The sequence below is a fragment of the Phenylobacterium sp. Root1290 genome, assembly GCF_001425305.1.
Taxonomy (GTDB): Bacteria; Pseudomonadota; Alphaproteobacteria; order Caulobacterales; family Caulobacteraceae; genus Phenylobacterium.
In genome coordinates, this window is sequence record NZ_LMEE01000003.1 from 527,696 (window position 1) to 547,114 (window position 19,419).

Genomic DNA, 19,419 nt, shown 5'->3' on the forward strand with positions numbered 1-19,419 from the left:
GCCGGGCAGCGGCGTAAGGCGGAGGCAAGCTCTTCCAGTCCGAGGCTTTGATTGCAGCATGACCTTGTTCGATTCCCCCGCATTCGAGGGTCACGAAGGCGTCCATTCGTTCTTCGATGAAAAAACCGGCCTGAAGACGATCATCGCCGTCCACTCCACCGCGCGCGGCCCCGCCGCCGGCGGCTGCCGGATGTGGCCCTATGCGAGCGCCGATGCGGCGCTGGAGGACGCGCTGCGGCTGTCGCGGGCGATGTCCTACAAGAACGCCATGGCCGACCTGGAGCTGGGCGGCGGCAAGTCGGTGATCATCGGCGATTCCCGCACCATGAAGACGCCGGCGCTGTTCGAGGCCTTCGGCCGCGCGGTCGAGGCGCTGAACGGCTCCTACTGGACCGCCGAGGATGTCGGCGTGTCGCCGGTCGATCTCAGCTATGCGCGCAAGCAGACGCGCTATGTCGCCGGGCTCGAGGGCCATCCCGCGGCTTCGGGCGACCCCAGCCCGGTGACCGCCGAGGGCGTGTTCCGTGGAGTGCGCCTGGCCGTCCGCCGGGGCCTCGACCGCGAGCTCGACGGCGTCACCGTGGCGATCCAGGGCGTGGGACATGTCGGCGCCTATCTGGCCGATAAGCTGCACGCGGCCGGCGCCAAGCTGATCATCACCGACGTCAACGAGGAGGCGCTGTCGCAGGTGGCGGCCCGCACGGGCGCAACCATCGTGGCCCCTGCCGCGATCTTCGACGCCGAGGCCGACGTCTTTGCGCCGTGCGCGCTGGGCGGGGCGATCAACGAGAGCACCCTGCCGCGGCTGAAGGCCAAGATCATCGCCGGGGGCGCCAACAATCAGCTGGCCAGCGCCGAGATCGGCCGCGAGGTGTTCGCCCGCGGCATGCTGTACGCGCCCGACTACGTCATCAACGGCGGCGGCATCATCAATGTGGCCGGCGAGATCCGCGCCCTGGCGCGCGGCGAGGCGTTCGACCAGGCCTGGGTCGAGGCCAAGCTCGATCGCCTGACCCTGACGCTGGAAGAGGTGCTCGACCGCGCCGCGTCGGAGGGACGGCCGAGCCACGAAGTCGCCAACGAGATGGCCAAGGCGCGCATCGCGCAGGCCGTCGCCGGCAAGCTGGCGGCCTAAGCCGCCTTCTCGGCGACCCACTTGCGCGGGTGCTGGGTGCGGAAGCCGACGGCCAGCCGGTTCCAGACGTTGATCGCGCCGATCAGCATGGTCAGCTTCACCGCCTCGGCTTCGTCGAAGTGCTCGCGCATGGTCGCATAGTCGGCGTCCGGCGCGCGGGTCTGGGCGATCAGGGTGAGGGAGTCGGTCCAGGTCAGGGCCGCCTTCTCGCGCGGGGTGAACAGCGAGCTCTCCCACCAGGCCGACAGCAGATACAGGCGCTCTTCGCTCTCGCCGTGGGCGCGGGCGTCGCGGGTGTGCATGTGGATGCAGAAGGCGCAGCCGTTGATCTGCGAGGCGCGGGTCTTCACGAGCTCGATCAGGCTGTGTTCGAGGCCCGAGGAGACCACCGCCTCTTCGAGGGCGGTCATGGCCGCGATCATTTCCGGAGCAGCGGCGAAGGGATTGAGGCGAGCAGACATGGGGAGGTCCTGTGCTTGGGGTTCAAACACAGGACGCGCGGGCCTCGCGCCGTGTGACACGGCGCGAGGAAATTCTCCCTAGAGGAAGCGCGGCAGGACGAAGACCGCCAGCAGGACCAGCACGACGAGAACCAGGATCGGGCCGGCGTGTCGCCGGCCGCCTAGCATGGAGCCGCCCGACTTCGCCTGTCGGGCGGCCTTTTCGCGGGCGGCCTTGGCGGCCGCCTCGCGAGCCTGCAAGGCTTTTCGATGCTGGGCGAGGTCGACGACCTCGGGGTCTTTCTCCGGCTTCATGTCACCCGGTCTAGCATGCCTTCAGAGGGAGGCCATCCGTGCCGTGCGAGGTTCCTTCACGACGGTGAGCAGGATCACCAGTCCGACCAGAAGGAAGCCGATCGAGGCGCCGAAGACGATGTTGAAGCCATAGTGGTCGGCGATGAAGCCGCCGGCCAGCGGCCCGAGCGAGGCCATGATCCCCTCGGCGGTCGAGGAGATCGCGATCCGCATCGGCATTTCGGCCCGCGAGCCGAACTCCAGGATCATGGTCTGGGCCGCCATCATGTAGCCGGACTGCGCCGCACCCAGGCCGAAGAAGGCCAGGAACACCGCCCAGGGCTCGTGGTTCAGCATCAGCAGCGTCGTGGCCGCGGCCCAGCCGATCAACGAGCAGACCAGCACCAGCTTGAAGCCGGTCTTGTCGCCGAGATAGCCCCAGACCAGGTTCGACAGGGTGTCGGCCCCCAGATAGGCGAGGCTGAGCAGGCCCAGCGTCATGCCGTCCAGCTTCATCGTGGAGGACACGAAGATGATGTAGAACGGCGTCGCGATCCGGCTGGCGGTGGCGACCATCTGCACCACCAGGAACCAGGCGTAGCCCTTGTCCGACATGATCAGCGCGGGGAAGTCCTTGAGCCGGTCGCGGAACCTGGCCTGGGCCGGGAGGTTCGGGGGTTCCGGTTCCTTCAGCAGGATCTGAAGGGCCCACAGGCCCATGGTGGTCAGGAAGGCGGCGAGCGCGAATGTCGTGGCGTAGCCGTTGCCGAGCACATTGCCTTCGATGAGGTATTTCCCTGCCGCCCAGGCCAGGGCGGCGGCTATCAGCCCGCCGGTGGCGTTGCGCCAGGCCTGCAGTCGGCCGCGGCGGCTGAGTGGGATGACCTTGGCCATCAGCAGGCCGAAGACGACCCGCTGGGTGCCCATGAAGAGCCCGAACAGGAACATCAGGATCATCATGGTGACGACGAGCGACTGGCCCTTCAGGAACCAGCCGGCCAGGGCCATGCCGATGATCTGGACGCGGGCCAGGCCGCCCATCCAGACCGCGGCTGGCATGACCTTGCTGCGGTGTTCGATCTGGGTGGCGCCGAAGATCGGCGAGATCACGCTGCCGACCTGCTGCAAGGCCAGGCCCAGGCCCACCACGGTGTTCGACCCGGAAATCATGTGCAGGTAGGCGGGCAGGAAGGTCGGCGCGTTGATCAGCCTGAACCCGGTCATGCCCAGCATGCCGTGCAGGTAGTTGCCGATGTAGTTCCGCTTCAGATTGTCCCAGACGAACTTCTCATAGGCGGCTTCCTTCTCCGCCAGGGTGAGTTCGACAGGGGCGCTTTCGGACGCAGCGGCAGCCGCGTCCTCCTCCTTAATGTGTGCTTCCAATTGCGTTCCGCCCGCGCGCGGATCGCTAAATGGGTCGCGCGGGCGACTCCCTAATCATTACGGCTAAATTTTATGCCGACCGTCGTATCAGAGTCCGATACGGCGGGGGAAGGGGCGCCCGCGACGTTACGTCACCAACGGGCTTCGAGGATGGCGCCGACGACACGCGGGGCGCCGTACATGGCCCGGTTGAGGGTCGGCTGGCGGAACTGGACGTAGTCTTCGTCCAGCAGGTTGGTCGTGTAGGCGGCCAGGGTCCAGCGCTCGGCCTGGTAGCCGAACTTGCCGCCGACCAGGGTGCGCGCGTCGAGTTTGTTGGCGCCCTGGGTCGGACCCGAGACCCCGTAGGATTCGCTGCGGTAGCCGGCGTTGAGGTTGGCGAACAGGCCGTTGTCCCAGCGGTAGTTGCCCCCGACGTTCCAGGTCCACTCCGGAGCGAAAGCGAACTCGCTGCCGGACAGGTCGATGGTCGAGGTGCCCGCGCGGATGGTGAAGTCGTCGAACTCGGTGCGGCTGTAGCCGACGGAACCGTAGAGGTCCCAGGCGGCCGACGGGCGGTACGCGGTCTCGATCTCGGCCCCGTAGAGGGTCGAGGCCCCGGCGTTCTCGGTCTGGTAGTCGTAGGGCGTGGCGCTGAGGTTCACGACCACCTGCTGGTCGGTCCAGTCGACGTAATAGGCGTTCGCGTTCACCGTCAGGGTGTCGTTCAGCCAGCTGGTGCGGGCGGCCAGCTCGTAGTTCCAGGTGTATTCGGGATCGTAGGGCACGACGGCCGAGCGGATGACGTTGATGTTGGCCCCGCCCGAACGATAGCCGCGCTGGGCCACGAAGCTGAGCGAGGCGTCCTCGGTGAGGTCGTACTTGAGGCCGACCTTCGGCAGGAACGCCTCGAAGCTGCGCGAGGTCTCCGGCTGGTTGGCGGTGGCCTGGGCGACATAGAGGCCGACGACCTGGTTGAGGCCGGCGATCACCGGGGCCAGCGTCCCGAAGGCGGCGGGGTTCGGATAGGTCCCGGCGAAGCGCGTCGTCTGGGCGACCGACAGGGTGTTCTCTTCGCGGTCATACCGGAAGCCGGCCAGCAGCGAGAGCTGCGGGGTCAGCTGGTAGCGGCCGTCGGCGAACAGGGCGACCGTCTGGATCTCTTCTGGCGCGCGGCCGCTGAAGTCGACCGACACCGAGGGCAGGGCCGCGACGTAGGCGTTGGCCGCGGCGTTGGCGGTGGCCGAGGGCAGATTGAACGGCGCGCTCATCAGCACGCCGAGCAGGGTCGCTCGCGGCGTGGCCAGGGCGTTGCGGGTGGTGACGGCGAAGTCACGGTCGCGGTCGGCGAAGTAGAGGCCGGCGAGGCCCGACAGGCGCTCACCTTCGTACTGCAGGCGCAGTTCCTGCGAGAACGAGCGGTCGAGGTCGTCCTCTGCCCCGTAGGCGATCGAGGCCGGGCCGCCGTCCATGTCGAACATCGTGGCGCTGCGGACCTTGCTCCAGGCGGTCACCGAGGTGAACTTCAGCTGGTCCGAGATGGCGTAGTCGGCGTTGAGCGTCAGGATGTCGGTGGTGCTGCGGGTCTGGCCCGGGAAGTCGCTGGTGGCGATGCGCGCGTCGGCGGCGTCCGGAACGTCGGAGCGCGAGTAGCTGTAGATGTAGCCGCCCTTGTGCCGGTTGTGGGTGACGCCGGCGCGGATGGTCAGGTCCGGCAGGGCCGAGGGCGTGAACAGCAGCTTGCCGCGGACAGTCGTCGCCTTCAGCGGGTCTTCCTGCGTCTTGCGGGTCGAGTTGTAGGTGAAGCCCTCGGCGTCACGGTCTTCGAACGACACGCGGAAGGCCAGCTGGTCGGCGACGATCGGCCCGCCGCCCGCGAAGGACAGGGTGCGGGAGTCGTCGTCGGCGATGATGGCGCGGGCCGCGCCGCTCCAGGCCCAGGTCGGGTCGTTGGTGCGCAGGACGATGGCGCCGGCCAGGGTGTTGCGGCCTTGAAGGGTCGATTGCGGACCACGCAGGATTTCGGCCTGGGCGATGTCCCACATATCGAGCGGGCCGGCCGCCAGAGTGCGGTCAGGCAGGGCCGCGCCGTCGAGATAGACGGTGGCGAGGCCGCCGCTGCCGCCGCCGGAGACGCCGTTGTTGGCGACGCCGCGGATCGTGAAGCCGAAGCCCTGATAGGTCTCGGCGACGTTGGCGGCCTGGTTCACCAGATCGCCGAGATTGCGGATGTTCTGTTCGTCCATGCGGCGCTCGGTGAAGAGCGCGACGCTGGCGACGGTGTCCTGCAGGCTGCGGTCGGCCTTCTCGCCGGTGACGACCAGCTCTTCGACCTGCGGCGCGGTGTCCGCGGCGAACGCGGCGCTGGAGGACAGGAGCGCGGCGGCGGCCGCGCCGCCGACGAGGAGAAGGCGATGCATCGAGGGGCTTTCCGGTGTCTGCTACGCGTCGCGAGGGGAACGACGCGGCCCGGAAATATCGCCCCGCGGGTTAAGACTTGGTCTTCAAGGCGTTAAGGACTGCTTCCGGCCGGATCGGCAGGTGACGGACACGCGCGCCGCAGGCGTTGAAGATGGCGTTGCCGATCGCGGGCCCGACCACGGTGGTCGCCGGCTCGCCCAGACCCACCGGAACCTCGGCGCTCTCGACGAACTCGATGTCCAGATCGGGGGTGTCGGCCATCCTCAGCGGCGTGTAGCCGTCGAGGTTGGTGTCACGCGGGGCGCCGTTCTCGAACTCGGTGCCCTCGAACAGCGCCAGGCTCATGCCCCAGAGGGCGGCTCCCTCCATCTGCGCCATCGCGCCCTCGGGCGAGACGATGGTTCCCGCGTCCGCCACCAGGGTCAGCTTCTCGACCTTCACCGCGCCGCTGGAGGTGTCGACATTGACCCGCGCCGCGCAGGCGACCCAGGTTGGCATGTCGCGCTCCTGTCCGAAGGTGGTGGCGATGCCAAGGCCGGTTCCCTTGGGCAGCGGCTGGCCCCAGCCGGCCTTCCTGGCCAGGCGTGAGAGCACGGCGGCCTGGCGCTTGGCGCCGCCGACGGAGTTCGGCGGGGTTCCGGCGTTGCGGCCCGCGCCGTCCAGCAGCGCCAGGCGGAAGGCCAGCGGGTCCTTGCCCACCGACTGAGCCGCTTCGTCCATGAAGCACTCGACGGCCCAATTGGTCCAACCCGGGCCTACAGAGCGCAGCCAGCCTGGCCGGAAGGCGCGGTTGGCGAGGTCGTTGGGCACGGCCCGCACGCGCTGGGCGCCGACGCTGTACCAGTGGTTGGCGCCGCTGATCGCGAAAGGATCGTACGCGACGTCGTTGGCGCCCTTGGGCATGAAGAACGGGGCCATGACCTGGGTCGGCCAGCCGGCGCAGGCCGTGTGGTCCATCGCCGCGACGCGGCCGCCCTCGCCGAACGCCATCTTCACGACCTGGACCGAGGGTGAGCGGAATGAGTCGAAGCGGCTGTCGTCGGCGCGGGTGCAGACCATCTTCACCGGCCGGCCAAGCGCCTTGGCGGCAAGGGCCGCGGGCACCGCATAGTCGCCGTTGAGCCGCCGACCGAAGCCGCCGCCCAGCAGGTAGGTCTTCAGGACGATCTTGTCCTCAGGCGCGCCAAGCGCCTTGGACAGCCACGGCAGCACCAGCGACTGCCACTGGTTGCCGGTGTGAATCTCGTAGGAGCCGTCCTTGTTGGCGATGGCCAGGGCGTTGACCGGCTCGAGCTGGAAGTGCAGGGCGCTGGCGGTAGTGTAGGTCCGCTCCAGCTTGGTCTTGGCGCCGGCGAACGCGGCGTCGACGCCGGCGTCTTCGACCACCAGGGCGCCGGCCTTCGGGTCGGCGATCAGGGCGCTGGCGCGCTTCTGGATGTCGGCTTCGGAAACCTTGGCCGTGTCGCCCGAGGTCCACTGCACCTTGACCAGTTCGCAGGCGGCGTCCGCGGCGACGAAGCTTTCGGCGATGACCATCACCCAGCCGGGGACGGTGTTCGACGGATCTTCCAGGGCGATGCTGCGGATATAGCCGGGCACGGCCTTGGCGGCGCTGTCGTCGATCGAAGCGACCTTGGATTCGTTGCGCGTCGGCGGAATTTTCGGCCGGGCGTAGACCATCCCGTCGACCTTGGCGTCGATGCCGAACTTGCCCGATCCATCGACCTTTTCGCCAATGTCGAGCTGGGCCGACGGCTTGCCGACCAGGCGGCGGTCGGCGGCCTTCTTGATGGGCATCTTGCCGAGCTCGTCGGCGGTGAAGCTGCGCTTGAGGTCGCCGCGGGCGACGATGTCGCCGTAGCCGATGGATTTGCCGCCGCCGCTGACGACGCTGTTGGCCGCCGTGCAGGCCTTGGGATCGACGCCGAGCAGCTTGGCGCCTTCCTCGATCAGCACGATGCGGCCGGCGGCGCCCGCCTGGCTCATCAGCGGATAGCTCTGCCAGACCGACCAACTGCCGCCGGTGACCATCAGGCCCCACTTGGCGGCGGAGTCGACGTGGTTGATGCGGACCTTGGACCAGTCGGCCTCGAGTTCGTCGGCGACGATCCGGGCGATGGCGGTGCCGACATGCTGGCCCATTTCAGCGCGGATCACGTTGACCGTGACGATCCCGTCGCGGCCGATCGAGTACCAGATGGTCGGCTCGAAATCGCCGGCCGCGGCTGTCGCGTCATCGGGCGTCACGGCGAAGGTCATGATGGCGCCGGCGGCGGCGATCGAGGCCAGGAAGCCGCGGCGCGAGAGAGGGGCGAGCGCGTTCATGCCTTGGCTCCCTGTATCCGGGCGGCGGCGAGCTTGATGGCCTTCCTGATCCGCACATAGGACATGCAACGGCAGAGGTTGCCGTTCATGGCGTCGTCGATCTGGGCGTCGGTCGGATTGGGCGTCGACTTCAGCAGCGCGGCGGCGGACATGATCTGGCCCGACTGGCAGTAGCCGCACTGCGGGGCCTGGGCCTCGATCCAGGCGGTCTGCAGCGGATGGGCGCCGTTCGGGGCCAGGCCCTCGATGGTGGTGATGGCGTGGCCGGCGATGGAGCTGACCGGCGTGACGCACGAGCGCACGGGCTCGCCGTCGAGATGCACGGTGCAGGCGCCGCAGCCGCCGATGCCGCAGCCGAACTTGGTGCCGGTCAGGCCGATTTCGTCGCGTATGGCCCAAAGAAGCGGGGAGTCGTCCGGGCCCTGAACCGTGACCTCGCGGCCATTCAGCTTGAACGTTGTCGCCATGCAGCCCTAAGCCTCCATGCGTCCCCCGACAGCGGTACGGGACGCCAAGCTCAGCCGGGGCGCAACCCCTTTTTTGCGGTCAGGAATTCCACAGATCCGGCTCGGCGATCATGGCGTCGACCAGCTCCATGACCCGCTCGCGCGGGATGCAGCGGCCGAGGCGTTCGGCTTCGTAGGTGGCGACGTAGATGCCTATCCACTGCATCATCGTGCGATCGCCGCGTTCGGCCCGCAGCGCCACCGGCCCGCCGGAGCAGCCGGCCCCGCCGATACCATCGATGTGGAAGGCGTAGGGATTGAGCCGGTAGTCTGAGGCCAGGGTGAAGCCGCGGGCGATCGGGGCGCTGCGCAGGATCGCCGCGCCTCCAGGGAAGCCGTAGATCATGCCCGCCGAGCCGGTGGTCAGCGGCAGGCCCTGGGGCAGCACCTCATAGTCGCCGAAACGGCCGGTCCAGTTGATCGCCTGGGGCTGGCCCCGCAGCCGGACGGGCACGCCGGCCACATCGAGCGAGGCGTTGTCCGGGTCCTGGTGCCATCGAAAGCGTGGCGCCTGGCCGTCATAGAGCGGCACGCTGATCCCCAGCGCCTCGCAATCGAGGTCGTGGCCGTAGGTGTCGGCCCAGGTCGCCTCAGTCCCGCGGTTCTTGAAGTAGAATGTGTTCGGCCTCAGCAGGCAGTGCAGGGCGGTCAGCACGATGTAGCGGTCGGCGTCGACGTGGAAGAGGAAGCCCGAGAACACCTGATGCGGCTCGCCATTCTTGAGGCGGGTGGCGAACCGCGGGCTGGCCTGGGCGAAGGGATCGATGAGGTCCATGGCGAAAGGCTAGGCCGCATCGGGCGGCCGCGTCGAGACGTCGCCCCACTCGACAGAACAAAATGAGAACATTAGAGTGCGCGGATGGCCGTCCTCAGCCTCAAGCGCAAGCTTTCGATCCTGTCCGACGCGGCGAAGTACGACGCGTCCTGCGCCTCGTCGGGATCGTCGCGGCGGGACTCGGTGGGCGGATCGGGCGTCGGTTCGACCGAGGGCATGGGGATCTGCCACGCCTATGCGCCGGACGGGCGATGCATCAGTCTGCTGAAGATCCTGCTGACCAACTTCTGCGTCTATGACTGCGCCTATTGCGTCAATAGGGTCAGCTCGAATACGCCGCGGGCGCGGTTCGCGGTCGAGGAGGTCGTCGATCTGACCCTCGGCTTCTACAAGCGCAACTACATCGAGGGCCTGTTCCTCTCGTCCGGGATCATCCGGAGCGCCGACTACACGATGGAAGAGATGGTCCGCGTGGCGCGCACGTTGCGCGAGGTCCACGACTTTCGCGGCTACATCCACCTGAAGCTCATTCCCGAGGCGTCGGCGGGGCTGGTCAACGATGCGGCGCTGTATGCCGACCGGCTGTCGATCAACATCGAGCTGCCGCGCGACGAGAGCATCGCCTCGCTGGCGCCGGAAAAGGACGCGCGCCAGATCCGCAAGGCGATGGGCGCGGTGCGGCTGGGCATCGAGGAGGCGTCGGAGCCGGCGCGGGTCGCCGCGCCGCCGAAGTATGCGCCGGCAGGGCAATCCACGCAGATGATCGTCGGCGCGGACGGCGCCCTCGACGGCGAGATCCTGTCGCGCAGCGCCGCGCTCTACGGCGCCTATGGCCTGCGCCGGGTCTACTATTCCGCTTACAGCCCGATCCCCGACACCACCTCGCGGTTGCCACCGGCGCGGCCGCCGCTGGCGCGCGAGCACCGGCTCTACCAGGCCGACTGGCTGATGCGGTTCTACGGCTTCGAGGCCGGGGAGATCGCCGCCAGCGGCGAGAATCTCGACCTGGAAGTCGATCCCAAGCACGCCTGGGCGCTGCGCCATCGCGAGGCGTTCCCCGTGGACCTCAACCTGGCCGATCGCGAGCAGATGCTGCGGGTCCCGGGACTGGGCGTCGCCGCCGTGGACCGTCTGATCGCCCTGCGCCGGCAAAAGCGCCTGCGGCTGGAGGACGTGCGGCGGCTGAGCCGGGGGCTGAAGACCTCAAAGGCCTATATCGTGGTCGACGACTGGCGACCGACCCGGCTGTCGGATCAGGCCGATCTGCGTCCGCCGCCGCAGCAGCTAAGCCTGTTCTGATGCGGGTGGTGCGGCTCGCCTCCGAGATCGACTTTGCCGGGTGGCGGCTCGCCGCGCGGGCCTTGCGCTCGCTTCAGGCGGCGCCGGACGACGTCATCTGGACCGTGGACGGCGAGGGCGACCTGTTCGGAGACGAGGCGACGCCGCCTCAGGCCGGTCCGCCGGCGTTCACGGTGCCCAAGGGGTTCCTCGATCTTGCCCAGGAGGTGGCGCTGCATCGCTCGGGCGAGCGGTTCACTTTGCTTTACCGGCTGCTCTGGCGGCTTGGGCGGCAGCCCGAACTGCTGGGCCTGGCCTCAGATCCCGACGTCGCCCGCGCTCGCGATATGGCCAAGGCGGTGTCGCGCGCATCGCACAAGATGAAGGCCTTCGTCCGCTTCCGGCTGGTCGAGGATGCGGCCGAGGAGACCTATGTCGCCTGGTTCGAGCCCGCGCACCGGGTGACCGAGGCGACGGCGCCGTTCTTCCAGCGGCGTTTCACCAACATGTGCTGGTCGATCCTGACGCCGGACGTCTGCGCCCACTGGGACCGGGAGAAGCTCACCTTCTCGTCCGGCGCCGATCCGGCCGACGCGCCGGGCGAGGATGCGCTGGAGGAGTATTGGCGCACCTATTACGCCTCGATCTTCAATCCGGCGCGGCTGAAGACGGCGGCGATGCAGCGCGAGATGCCCAAGCGCTACTGGCGGAACCTGCCGGAGGCGCGGCTCATTCCCGAACTGGTCGCCACAGCGGAGGCGCGCGCCGAGGAGATGGTCCGCCAGCAACCTTCCGAACCCACGCGGCGCGTCGTGCGCCAGGCCCAGCGGCTGTCGCGGGACGGCTCGTTCGAGGAGGGCGCGCCGGCGACCTTGGAAGAGGTGACCGCCGGCGCCGACTTTTGCCGCCGCTGCGAGCTCTGGCGCGATGCGACCCAGGCTGTCGCGGGCGACGGGCCGGGCAGGGCGAGGCTCATGCTGGTGGGCGAACAACCGGGCGATCAGGAGGATTTGGCCGGCAAGCCGTTCGTGGGGCCGGCGGGGCGGGTGCTGGACGAGGCGCTTGAGGCCGCCGGGGCGCCGCGCGCCCAGATCTACGTCACCAACGCCGTGAAGCACTTCCGGCACGAGTTGCACGGCAAGCGCCGGATTCACAAGACCCCGACGGCAGGGCATGTGTCGGCCTGTCGCTGGTGGCTGGACGCTGAGCGGCGGATCGTCCAGCCGCGGGTGATCGTGGCGCTGGGTGCGACCGCCGCGCTGGGCGTGTTCGGCAAGGCGATGGCGGTCGGCCAGTCGCGCGGCCAGGCGCTGCAGTTGCCGGACCAGGCGCAGGGCGTGGTGACCTATCACCCGTCGTTTCTGCTGCGCATGCCGGACGCCCAGGCCAAGTCCGAGGTGTACGCGGCCTTCGTCGAGGATCTGAAGTTCGCCTGGAAGCTGGCGAGCTAGGCCGTGAAGCCGGCCTCGGCGAAGTCGAGCATCCGGGTCAACAGGGCCGCGGTGTCGCTCTCGCGCGTTGCGCCGTCCGACAGCACGTGCAGGCGGTCGAACTCGGCGAAGCGGTTGTTGTGCACCATGCCCAGGCAGAAGTGCAGCCGCCAGTAGACGGTGTCGCGCGGCAGGTCGGGCCGGGCCTTGATCAGCGCATCGGCGAAGCGGGCGAGGTGGCTGACGTCCTTGGCCAGCGCTTCGCGCATCTCCTCGTTCCCCTCGCTGCGCGAGCGGATGATGAACTGGATGGAGATGCGGCGGTCGTTCTCGGGCGAGCCCCAGCGCAGCGGCGGCGCGAACAGCGCCTCCAGGATCTCGCGCACGGGCGGACTGCCCTGGTGGCGGTCGTTCGCCTCGTGCAGCATCCGGGCGCGCTCGCGGTTCAGCTCCGCCGTCCGGCGACGGAAGATCTCGAACAGCAGGGCGTCCTTGGAGCCGAAGTGATAGTTCACCGAGGCGAGGTTCACCCCCGCGTCAGAGGTGATGTCGCGGACCGAGACGTTCTGGAAGCCGTGCAGGGCGAACAAGCGCTCCGCAGAGCAGAACACGGCGGCCTTGGTGGCGGCTTCGTTGGTCTCTTCGGTTTCGTTGGCCTGAGCCGGGTCCACGGGCGAATCTCTCATACGACACGCGAGCTTAGCAGGTAGCTTGCAAACCGCGATGCGACGCTAGCGCGCGAGCTCCCGCATCGCCTTGTCGAGACCCTCGATGGTCAAAGGGAACATGCGGTCGTTGACCAGTTGCTTCATCACCTCGATCGACGGGGTGTAGTCCCAGTGCCGCTCGGCGGTGGGGTTCAGCCACACGACGTGCTCATAGATCTGGGCCACGCGATCCATCCAGATCGCGCCGGCTTCTTCGTTCCAGTGCTCGACCGAACCGCCCGGATAGGTGATTTCGTACGGGCTCATGGTCGCGTCGCCGACGAACAGCACCTTGTAGTCGCTGGAGTACTTGTGGAGGATGTCCCAAGTGTTCAGCTTCTCGGTATGGCGACGGCGATTGTCCTTCCACACGCTCTCGTAGAGGCAGTTGTGGAAGTAGTAGAATTCCATGTTCTTGAATTCTGACCGCGCGGCCGAGAACAGCTCCTCGCAGACCTTGATGTGGCTGTCCATCGAGCCGCCGATGTCGAAGAAGATCAGCACGCTGATCTTGTTGCGGCGCTCGGGGCGCATGTGGATGTCCAGGTAGCCCTTCTCGGCGGTGCCGCGGATGGTGCCCTGCATGTCCAGTTCGTCGGCGGCGCCGTCGCGGACCCACTTGCGCAGCCGGCGCAGGGCGACCTTGATGTTGCGGGTGCCGAGCTCGACGGCGTCGTCGAGGTTCTTGTACTCGCGCTTGTCCCAGACCTTCACGGCCTTGCCGTGCCGGCCCTTGTCCTGGCCGATGCGCACGCCCTCGGGGTGGTAGCCGTTGGCGCCGAAGGGCGAGGTGCCGCCAGTGCCGATCGCCTTGTTGCCGCCCTCGTGGCGTTCCTTCTGTTCCTTCAGCCGCTCGGCCAGGGCTTCCATGAGCTTGTCGAAACCGCCCATGGCCTCGATCTGGGCCTTTTCCTCTTCAGTGAGGAATTTCTCGGAGATCTTGCGCAGCCATTCGGCCGGGATGTCCGCCGTGCCGGCGCCCTCGATCTTCTCCAGGCCCTTGAACACGTGGGAGAAGACCTGGTCGAACTTGTCGAGGTTCTTCTCGTCCTTCACCAGCGCCGAACGCGACAGGTAGTAGAAGTCGTCGACCGAGCGCTCGATGACCACCTTGTCGAGCGCCTCCATGAGCATGAGGTACTCTTTCAGAGTCACCGGCACCTTGGCTTCGCGCAGCTCGGTGAAAAAGCGCATGAACATGGGGCAGGCTTCCCGCTGGGAGACGAACAGACGTTTGACTTCGAAAGATGGAGCCGCCGACCGCTGTTGTCCAGCGCGCCCTTGCGTCCCATCGGCATGGGCGACCCTTTCTAGGGTTTCTACCTAGGATGCGGAGCCCCGATTGCACCCCTAACATTCGGTCGCGCGCCTTGAAGGCGTGAAGGCGGCGTACTACAGTTTTAACTTAACAAGTTAAAATGAGTGGCGGACGAACATGGTCGCGACGCAACGCGGATGGTTGGCGGCGACGCGGGCGGGGCCGTCTGCGAGAATCGACATGCCTGGGCTTGTCGCCTCGCCGGCTGCGGTCAGCGTCCGCGATCTCACCCTGCGCTTTCCGATCTACGGGGCCGACAACCGCTCGCTGAAGAAGCACCTGGCCCGCGCCGCGGTCGGCGGCGCGCTCAGCCGCGGGGGGCGGATAGTCACCGCGCTCCAGGGCGTCAGCTTCGAACTCCAGCCTGGCGACCGCCTTGGCCTGGTCGGTCACAACGGCTCAGGGAAAACCACGCTGCTGCGCGCGCTAGCCGGCGCCTATGAGCCGGACGAGGGGAGCGTCGCGGTCGATGGGCGGATCGCCTCGCTTCTCGACCTCAGCCTCGGCATCGACCCTACGGCCACCGGCCTGGACAACATCCGCCTGCGCGGACTGATCGCTGGCCTCACCCGGCGCGAGGTGGAAGAGCGCCTGCCTGACATCGCCGAGTTCTCCGGGCTCGGCCGTTTCCTGGAGATGCCGCTCAAGACCTACTCGGCGGGCATGCAGGCGCGGTTGGCCTTTGCGGTGGCGACGTCGGTCGAGGCCGACGTCCTGTTGATGGACGAGTGGATCGCCGTCGGTGACGCGGAGTTCCGCAGCCAGGCCCATCTGCGCCTGCAGCAGTTGGTCGAGCGCGCCGGCATCCTGGTGTTGGCCTCGCACGACCCGATGACACTCAGGACCTACTGCAACAAGGTCATGCGGATCGACGCAGGCGTCGCTTCGCCCATCGTCGAGATCGACGGGTTCGACGCCTTGATGGCGGCCTGATCTAGCCGGCCTTGCCGGCGCAGCTGTGCCGCCGCCGCCAGTTGGCGATGTGGCTCGCGGCGAGCAGCAGGCTGCCGGCCACTGTGATCGGCGTCTCGAACTCGTGGCTCGGCCAATGCGCGACGCCCAGCGCCATCAGCGACAGTCCGGACATGGCGAGCACGATCACCGCCAGCGACTGGCCCCTGCGCCATAGCGCGAGCGCCGACATCGGCGCGGCCAGGCCGATGGCCAGCGCGTGGACCCACTCGGCCTCCGCCCAGGTCGCCACAACTGGGGAGAAGGCGGCGACGAGGGGGAGGGCCAGGCAGTGGGCCAGGCAGAGGCCCGACAGGCTGATGGCCGATGCGTCCAGGAGGGAACTCGGGGCAGCTTTCAAGAATCCCTCCGCAGTCGGCCGCAACCGCCGCGGCAGAGGTCATGTAATATTATAACATTTCACATTCAAGCCCCGGACGGGCCGCGGGCCGCAGTTCCTGGGCTCAGGCCGCCGCTTCGGCCGCTTCCTTGAGCTTGCGCCACACGGTCATGCGAGAGACGCCTAGCCGGCGGGCGATCTCCACGGGACCGACGCCCGCGGCCTGCAACGCGCGGATGTCGGCGGCCGGCGCGCCGCGGCGACGGCGCGCCCACGGCGGTTCGACCGAGGCCACGGCTTCAAGCGCAGCGCGCAGGGCGCGGCCGCCCTCGCCAAGGGTGCCGACATCGGCTTCGGTCACGAACAGGCTCGCGCCGCGGGCTTCCAGACGCTCGATCACGTCGAGGACTTCGCGCGTGCAGGTGGCGAGGTGGTTCAGGCGGGTGACGACCAACTGGTCGCCCTCGGAAATGAAGTCGAGAATCGACATGAGCACGGACGATCCGTCCGCGCCCGGTCCGACCGGTTCTTCAGCGCGCACGACATGGCAGCCGATCGATTTCAGCGTCGCAGTGTCGTCCGCGGACCGCGCGTCGCGCAGCCTGACATATCCGATTTTCAGCATCCCACCCGTCGCGTGCAGCTACGTCGATGATTACGGCGAAGTTCGCAAATGCGAGCGCCAGCGTCAAAGTCTGCGGTGTTAAATCGCAGCAATATTTCTCTAAGGAGGCGAGGAAATTCAGCGAAGCTCGCAAGCCCCGCCCAAAAATTCGCCCTTAGGTGGAGAGCCCTTGCGCGGCACGCCGTAGAATGAACTCGTGGTCCGTCACGCTGCCGACCTGGAAGCCGTAGTCGCCGACCCGAACGAAGCCATGACGGCCATAGAATCTCTGGGCGCCGACGTTCTCCGACCACACGCCGATCCAGAGGTCTCGCGGACCGTCCCGCTCGAGCCAGGCCATGACGTCCTGGAAGAGCCGACCGCCCGTTCCGCCGCCCTGCCAGTCCTTGAGCAGGTAGAACCGCTTGAGCTCGCCGCTGGCCGCGGTGACGTCCGGGTGCGGGAGATCGCAGGGGCCGGCGAGGGCGTATCCGACGGCCTCGCCGCCAGCCTCGACCAACCACTGCGCCTTGGCCGGATCGGCGAGGTCGGCGCGCGTGCGCTCCAGGCCATAGGCGCGCGCCAGGAAGTCGGCCAGATCCTGGGGCGGATACAGATGCGCGAAGGTTTCAGTAAACGTACGCGCGCCGAGTTCGGATAAAACCTGAGCGTCGGATGGATCTGCGCGGCGTATCGTCGGTTGTTGCATTCGGCTTCTACGTAAGGCGGGTTAGGCTGCGATTCGAATGGATATCGCCCTCTACACCCATCTGGAGATGCTCGGCCACCAGCCGGGCGAGTGGCATCCGGAGCGTCCGGAGCGTCTGAGCTCGGTGCTGGGCGCGCTGGGCGACAGCGACCTTTCGCTTGACCGCCGCGAGGCGCCGCTGATCGTGCGCGCCGACCTGGAGCTGGCGCACCGCGGCGCCTACGTCCAGGCGGTGATCGACAACGCTCCGACCCAGGGGCTGCTGCGGCTGGACGACGACACCTACATGTCCGCCGGCAGCCTGACCGCGGCGCTGCGTGCGGCCGGCGGCGTGGTCCAGGCGGTGCGCGACGTGGCCGCGGGCAGGAACGATCGGGCGTTCTGCGCGGTGCGGCCGCCGGGCCACCACGCCGAACCTGCGCTGCCGATGGGGTTCTGCATCTTTTCGAACGTGGCGCTCGCCGCGCGCGCGGCCCAGCTGGCGGGACTGCAGCGTGTCGCGGTCGTGGACTTCGACGTCCATCACGGCAACGGCACCCAGGCGGCCCTGGGCGGCCAGGACGGCCTGTTCTTCGCCTCCGTGCAGCAGTGGCCGATGTGGCCCGGAACGGGGCATCCGTCCGAGGTCGTCCCTGGCAACATCCGCAACGCGGTCGTTCCGGCGAACGCGCCGCGTGAGTTGTGGCGCAAGGAGTTCGAGGGACTCCTGACCCACGTCGACGCCTTCGCCCCCGATCTGATCCTGATTTCGGCGGGCTTCGACGCCCATGCCCGCGATCCGATCGGTGATTCCAGCCAGAACCTGGAGGCTGAAGACTTCGCCTGGGCGACCCGCGCGATCATGAGCGTGGCGCGGACCCATAGCCGCGGGCGGGTTGTTTCCTCGCTCGAGGGCGGGTACGACCTTGAGGCTCTAGGCCGTTCTGCGCTCGCGCACGTTCAGGCACTTTCGCAGGGGTGAGGGCGAGGCTGGGTTGCGCGAATCCTGGCCATTGGATGACATGGCCGACGCTTTGACCGCCGACCTTCCGAAAACCGCCGCCGAGCGCCCAGGAGCGATTGTTCTCGCGCGCCACGGCGAGCCCGACATCCACCGCAAGGTGATGCTGAACGTTCACGGCTATCGCGACTATTGGAGCCGCTACGAACAGCTGGGCATTCGGCCGGGCCAGACGCCGCCGGCGGCGCTGATCGAGCAGACCGCACAGGCCGGCGTCATCATCTCCTCCGTCCGCAACCGTTCCATCGAGAGCGCCCTGGCCCTGGCCGCAGGCCGCGAATTCGAGCGCACGGCCCTGTTCGTCGAGGCGCCGCTGCCGCCGCCGCACTTTCCGGGCTTCGTGCGGATGTCGCCGAAGATCTGGGGCTTCATCGCGCGGTTCTGGTGGTGGTTCTTCAATCATCACGACGGCCACGAGACCCGCCGTCAGGCCGAGCAGCGGGCCGACCAGGCCGCCGACCTGATCATCGACCTGGCGGTCGGCGGGCAGGACGTGGTGGTCTTGGCTCACGGCTTCTTCAACTTCATGGTCGGCCGGGCCTTGCGCCGGCGAGGTTGGCGGCTGACGGCCAATCAGGGCTGGAAGTATTGGTCCACCCGGCGCTACGAGCGGTCCTGAAACCGCCCGAAAAGTTGCGGGCCGGGCCGTCGGTCACTAACCTGCTAGCATCTCAAGGAATTCAGAATGGCCGACGCCGCTGACATTGACGCGCTTTCTTTCGAGCAGGCTCTGGCCGAGCTGGAACGCATCGTCGGCCAGCTGGAGTCGGGGCAGGCGCCTCTGGAGCAGTCCATCGAGCTCTATGAGCGGGGCGCTTTGCTGAAGGCGCATTGCGAAAAGCGGCTCGAAGCCGCCCGCCTGCGCGTCGAAAAGATCGTGGTCGGCGCGAGCGGCCAGGCCAACGTCGAACCAGCCGAGTTCAACTGACATGGCCCTGGCCAAGCGCATGGCCGAGGCCGCCGACCTGGTGACGGTGGCGCTCGACCAACTCCTGCCGCGGGCCGAGGGGCCCGAGCAGCGGCTGACCGAGGCCATGCGCTACGCCGCGCTGGGGCCGGGCAAGCGCATGCGTCCGTTCTTCGCCATCGAGACCGGCCGGATGTTCGATCTGGACGAACGCGCCGTGCTGCGCGCGGCCTGCGCGCTGGAATGCATCCAGGCCTACAGCCTGATCCACGACGATCTGCCGTGCATGGACGACGACGACATGCGTCGCGGCCGGCCGACGGTCCACAAGGCCTATGATGAGGCGACCGCGGTTCTGGCCGGCGATGCGCTGCAGACCGTCGCCTTCGAGATCCTGGCCGATCCCGACACCCACCACGACGGCGGCGTGCGCGCCGAAATGGTGCTGAGGCTGGCTCAGGCGGCCGGCGCGCGGGGCATGTGCGGCGGCCAGATGATCGACATGCTGGGCGTGCGCGACGACCTGGGCGCGGTCGCCCGGATGCAGCGCCTGAAGACCGGCGCCCTGATCGCCGTCTCGTTCGAGCTGCCGCTGATCATGGCCCATGCGGGCGAAGCCGAGCGCCACGCCCTGATGGCCTTCGCGCAGGATATCGGCCTGGCCTACCAGATCGTCGACGATCTGCTGGACGTGGAAGGCGACAGCGCCGTGCTGGGCAAGAAGGCCGGCAAGGACGCCGAAATGGGCAAGGCGAACTACGTCACCTTGCTCGGCGCGGACGCGGCGCGTGAGCGCCTCGCCTTGCTCGCCGAACAGACGAAGTCGCACCTGGATCCGTTCGGCCAGCAGGCCGATTTCCTGCGGGCCAGCGTCGATTTCGTGCTAGATCGCCGGAATTAGTTCGAGAACGACAACA

Annotated in this window: 20 protein-coding genes; 8 read left to right on the top strand and 12 right to left on the bottom strand. The window is 68.0% G+C overall.

From position 1 onward, the window contains the following. Nucleotides 1–58 precede the first annotated feature (58 nt). Nucleotides 59–1,135, top strand: coding sequence for a Glu/Leu/Phe/Val dehydrogenase dimerization domain-containing protein (locus ASC79_RS17105; protein WP_056021692.1), 1,077 nt, complete (start codon nt 59–61; stop codon nt 1,133–1,135). Here ASC79_RS17105 and ASC79_RS17110 read toward each other — a convergent pair. From ASC79_RS17110 to ASC79_RS17140, 7 genes are all read right to left on the bottom strand, one after another. After that, entirely contained in the window at nt 1,132–1,596 is a 465-nt protein-coding gene (locus ASC79_RS17110) for a carboxymuconolactone decarboxylase family protein (RefSeq protein WP_056021689.1), read from the bottom strand. The two genes, ASC79_RS17105 and ASC79_RS17110, sit on opposite strands and share 4 nt — an antisense overlap. Nucleotides 1,597–1,674: 78 nt before the next feature. After that, entirely contained in the window at nt 1,675–1,890 is a 216-nt protein-coding gene (locus tag ASC79_RS17115) for a hypothetical protein (protein ID WP_056021686.1), read from the bottom strand. 21 nt (nt 1,891–1,911) lie between these two features. Continuing rightward, nucleotides 1,912–3,252: an MFS transporter gene (locus ASC79_RS17120; RefSeq protein ID WP_235528761.1), complete on the bottom strand. Its 1,341-nt coding sequence runs from the start codon at nt 3,250–3,252 to the stop codon at nt 1,912–1,914. 131 nt (nt 3,253–3,383) lie between these two features. Next, complete coding sequence (locus ASC79_RS17125) at nt 3,384–5,651, bottom strand: TonB-dependent receptor (RefSeq protein ID WP_056021683.1); 2,268 nt, start codon at nt 5,649–5,651, stop codon at nt 3,384–3,386. 70 nt (nt 5,652–5,721) lie between these two features. After that, a complete protein-coding gene (locus tag ASC79_RS17130; protein WP_056021680.1) occupies nt 5,722–7,977 on the bottom strand; it encodes a xanthine dehydrogenase family protein molybdopterin-binding subunit in 2,256 nt (751 codons plus the stop codon). Then, nucleotides 7,974–8,444 carry a (2Fe-2S)-binding protein gene (locus ASC79_RS17135; RefSeq protein WP_056021678.1) on the bottom strand — a complete coding sequence of 157 codons (471 nt, stop codon included), beginning with the start codon at nt 8,442–8,444 and terminating at the stop codon, nt 7,974–7,976. The genes ASC79_RS17130 and ASC79_RS17135 overlap by 4 nt, the downstream gene beginning before the upstream one ends. Nucleotides 8,445–8,523: 79 nt before the next feature. Next, nucleotides 8,524–9,258 (bottom strand): hypothetical protein, encoded by a 735-nt coding sequence (locus tag ASC79_RS17140; protein ID WP_056021675.1) that lies wholly within the window; start codon nt 9,256–9,258, stop codon nt 8,524–8,526. Nucleotides 9,259–9,342: 84 nt separating this feature from the next. Here ASC79_RS17140 and ASC79_RS17145 point away from each other — a divergent pair, with 84 nt between their 5' ends. Continuing rightward, the gene (locus ASC79_RS17145; protein WP_056021672.1) at nt 9,343–10,557 is read left to right on the top strand and encodes a putative DNA modification/repair radical SAM protein; all 1,215 of its coding nucleotides are present in this window, start codon (nt 9,343–9,345) and stop codon (nt 10,555–10,557) included. Beyond that, the gene (locus ASC79_RS17150; protein WP_056021669.1) at nt 10,557–11,987 is read left to right on the top strand and encodes a UdgX family uracil-DNA binding protein; all 1,431 of its coding nucleotides are present in this window, start codon (nt 10,557–10,559) and stop codon (nt 11,985–11,987) included. The genes ASC79_RS17145 and ASC79_RS17150 overlap by 1 nt, the downstream gene beginning before the upstream one ends. On the opposite strand, the gene ASC79_RS17155 is transcribed toward ASC79_RS17150, so the two are convergent. Then, on the bottom strand, nt 11,984–12,637 hold the full coding sequence (locus ASC79_RS17155) for a TetR/AcrR family transcriptional regulator (protein ID WP_235528760.1): 654 nt from the start codon (nt 12,635–12,637) through the stop codon (nt 11,984–11,986). The two genes, ASC79_RS17150 and ASC79_RS17155, sit on opposite strands and share 4 nt — an antisense overlap. A 60-nt stretch (nt 12,638–12,697) precedes the next feature. Next, nucleotides 12,698–13,873: a VWA domain-containing protein gene (locus ASC79_RS17160; RefSeq protein WP_056021664.1), complete on the bottom strand. Its 1,176-nt coding sequence runs from the start codon at nt 13,871–13,873 to the stop codon at nt 12,698–12,700. Between the two features lie 298 nt (nt 13,874–14,171). Here ASC79_RS17160 and ASC79_RS17165 point away from each other — a divergent pair, with 298 nt between their 5' ends. Then, the gene (locus tag ASC79_RS17165; protein ID WP_056021661.1) at nt 14,172–14,924 is read left to right on the top strand and encodes an ABC transporter ATP-binding protein; all 753 of its coding nucleotides are present in this window, start codon (nt 14,172–14,174) and stop codon (nt 14,922–14,924) included. A gap of 1 nt (nt 14,925) precedes the next feature. Here ASC79_RS17165 and ASC79_RS17170 read toward each other — a convergent pair whose 3' ends face one another. From ASC79_RS17170 to ASC79_RS17180, 3 genes are all read right to left on the bottom strand, one after another. Further along, the gene (locus tag ASC79_RS17170; protein WP_056021658.1) at nt 14,926–15,303 is read right to left on the bottom strand and encodes a MerC domain-containing protein; all 378 of its coding nucleotides are present in this window, start codon (nt 15,301–15,303) and stop codon (nt 14,926–14,928) included. Nucleotides 15,304–15,406: 103 nt separating this feature from the next. Beyond that, on the bottom strand, nt 15,407–15,907 hold the full coding sequence (locus tag ASC79_RS17175) for a recombinase family protein (protein ID WP_056021655.1): 501 nt from the start codon (nt 15,905–15,907) through the stop codon (nt 15,407–15,409). 154 nt (nt 15,908–16,061) lie between these two features. Then, nucleotides 16,062–16,595: a GNAT family N-acetyltransferase gene (locus tag ASC79_RS17180; protein WP_056021652.1), complete on the bottom strand. Its 534-nt coding sequence runs from the start codon at nt 16,593–16,595 to the stop codon at nt 16,062–16,064. 37 nt (nt 16,596–16,632) lie between these two features. Between ASC79_RS17180 and ASC79_RS17185 the strand changes: the two genes are divergently transcribed. The 4 genes from ASC79_RS17185 to ASC79_RS17200 all read left to right on the top strand — a co-directional run bounded on the left by ASC79_RS17185 (nt 16,633) and on the right by ASC79_RS17200 (nt 19,403). After that, entirely contained in the window at nt 16,633–17,556 is a 924-nt protein-coding gene (locus ASC79_RS17185) for a histone deacetylase family protein (RefSeq protein WP_056021649.1), read from the top strand. 40 nt (nt 17,557–17,596) lie between these two features. Then, nucleotides 17,597–18,214, top strand: coding sequence for a histidine phosphatase family protein (locus ASC79_RS17190; protein WP_056023596.1), 618 nt, complete (start codon nt 17,597–17,599; stop codon nt 18,212–18,214). 66 nt (nt 18,215–18,280) lie between these two features. After that, on the top strand, nt 18,281–18,523 hold the full coding sequence (locus ASC79_RS17195) for an exodeoxyribonuclease VII small subunit (RefSeq protein WP_056021646.1): 243 nt from the start codon (nt 18,281–18,283) through the stop codon (nt 18,521–18,523). Nucleotide 18,524: 1 nt separating this feature from the next. After that, complete coding sequence (locus tag ASC79_RS17200) at nt 18,525–19,403, top strand: polyprenyl synthetase family protein (protein WP_056021643.1); 879 nt, start codon at nt 18,525–18,527, stop codon at nt 19,401–19,403. Nucleotides 19,404–19,419 lie beyond the last annotated feature (16 nt).

Bases quoted from the DNA above. Each gene is read 5' to 3' on its own strand.
- ASC79_RS17105 (WP_056021692.1), top strand. From the start codon at position 59: ATGACCTTGTTCGATTCCCCCGCATTCGAGGGTCACGAAGGCGTCCAT.
- ASC79_RS17110 (WP_056021689.1), bottom strand. From the start codon at position 1,596: ATGTCTGCTCGCCTCAATCCCTTCGCCGCTGCTCCGGAAATGATCGCG.
- ASC79_RS17115 (WP_056021686.1), bottom strand. From the start codon at position 1,890: ATGAAGCCGGAGAAAGACCCCGAGGTCGTCGACCTCGCCCAGCATCGA.
- ASC79_RS17125 (WP_056021683.1), bottom strand. From the start codon at position 5,651: ATGCATCGCCTTCTCCTCGTCGGCGGCGCGGCCGCCGCCGCGCTCCTG.
- ASC79_RS17130 (WP_056021680.1), bottom strand. From the start codon at position 7,977: ATGAACGCGCTCGCCCCTCTCTCGCGCCGCGGCTTCCTGGCCTCGATC.
- ASC79_RS17135 (WP_056021678.1), bottom strand. From the start codon at position 8,444: ATGGCGACAACGTTCAAGCTGAATGGCCGCGAGGTCACGGTTCAGGGC.
- ASC79_RS17140 (WP_056021675.1), bottom strand. From the start codon at position 9,258: ATGGACCTCATCGATCCCTTCGCCCAGGCCAGCCCGCGGTTCGCCACC.
- ASC79_RS17145 (WP_056021672.1), top strand. From the start codon at position 9,343: ATGGCCGTCCTCAGCCTCAAGCGCAAGCTTTCGATCCTGTCCGACGCG.
- ASC79_RS17150 (WP_056021669.1), top strand. From the start codon at position 10,557: ATGCGGGTGGTGCGGCTCGCCTCCGAGATCGACTTTGCCGGGTGGCGG.
- ASC79_RS17160 (WP_056021664.1), bottom strand. From the start codon at position 13,873: ATGTTCATGCGCTTTTTCACCGAGCTGCGCGAAGCCAAGGTGCCGGTG.
- ASC79_RS17165 (WP_056021661.1), top strand. From the start codon at position 14,172: ATGCCTGGGCTTGTCGCCTCGCCGGCTGCGGTCAGCGTCCGCGATCTC.
- ASC79_RS17175 (WP_056021655.1), bottom strand. From the start codon at position 15,907: ATGCTGAAAATCGGATATGTCAGGCTGCGCGACGCGCGGTCCGCGGAC.
- ASC79_RS17180 (WP_056021652.1), bottom strand. From the start codon at position 16,595: ATGCAACAACCGACGATACGCCGCGCAGATCCATCCGACGCTCAGGTT.
- ASC79_RS17185 (WP_056021649.1), top strand. From the start codon at position 16,633: ATGGATATCGCCCTCTACACCCATCTGGAGATGCTCGGCCACCAGCCG.
- ASC79_RS17190 (WP_056023596.1), top strand. From the start codon at position 17,597: ATGGCCGACGCTTTGACCGCCGACCTTCCGAAAACCGCCGCCGAGCGC.
- ASC79_RS17195 (WP_056021646.1), top strand. From the start codon at position 18,281: ATGGCCGACGCCGCTGACATTGACGCGCTTTCTTTCGAGCAGGCTCTG.
- ASC79_RS17200 (WP_056021643.1), top strand. From the start codon at position 18,525: ATGGCCCTGGCCAAGCGCATGGCCGAGGCCGCCGACCTGGTGACGGTG.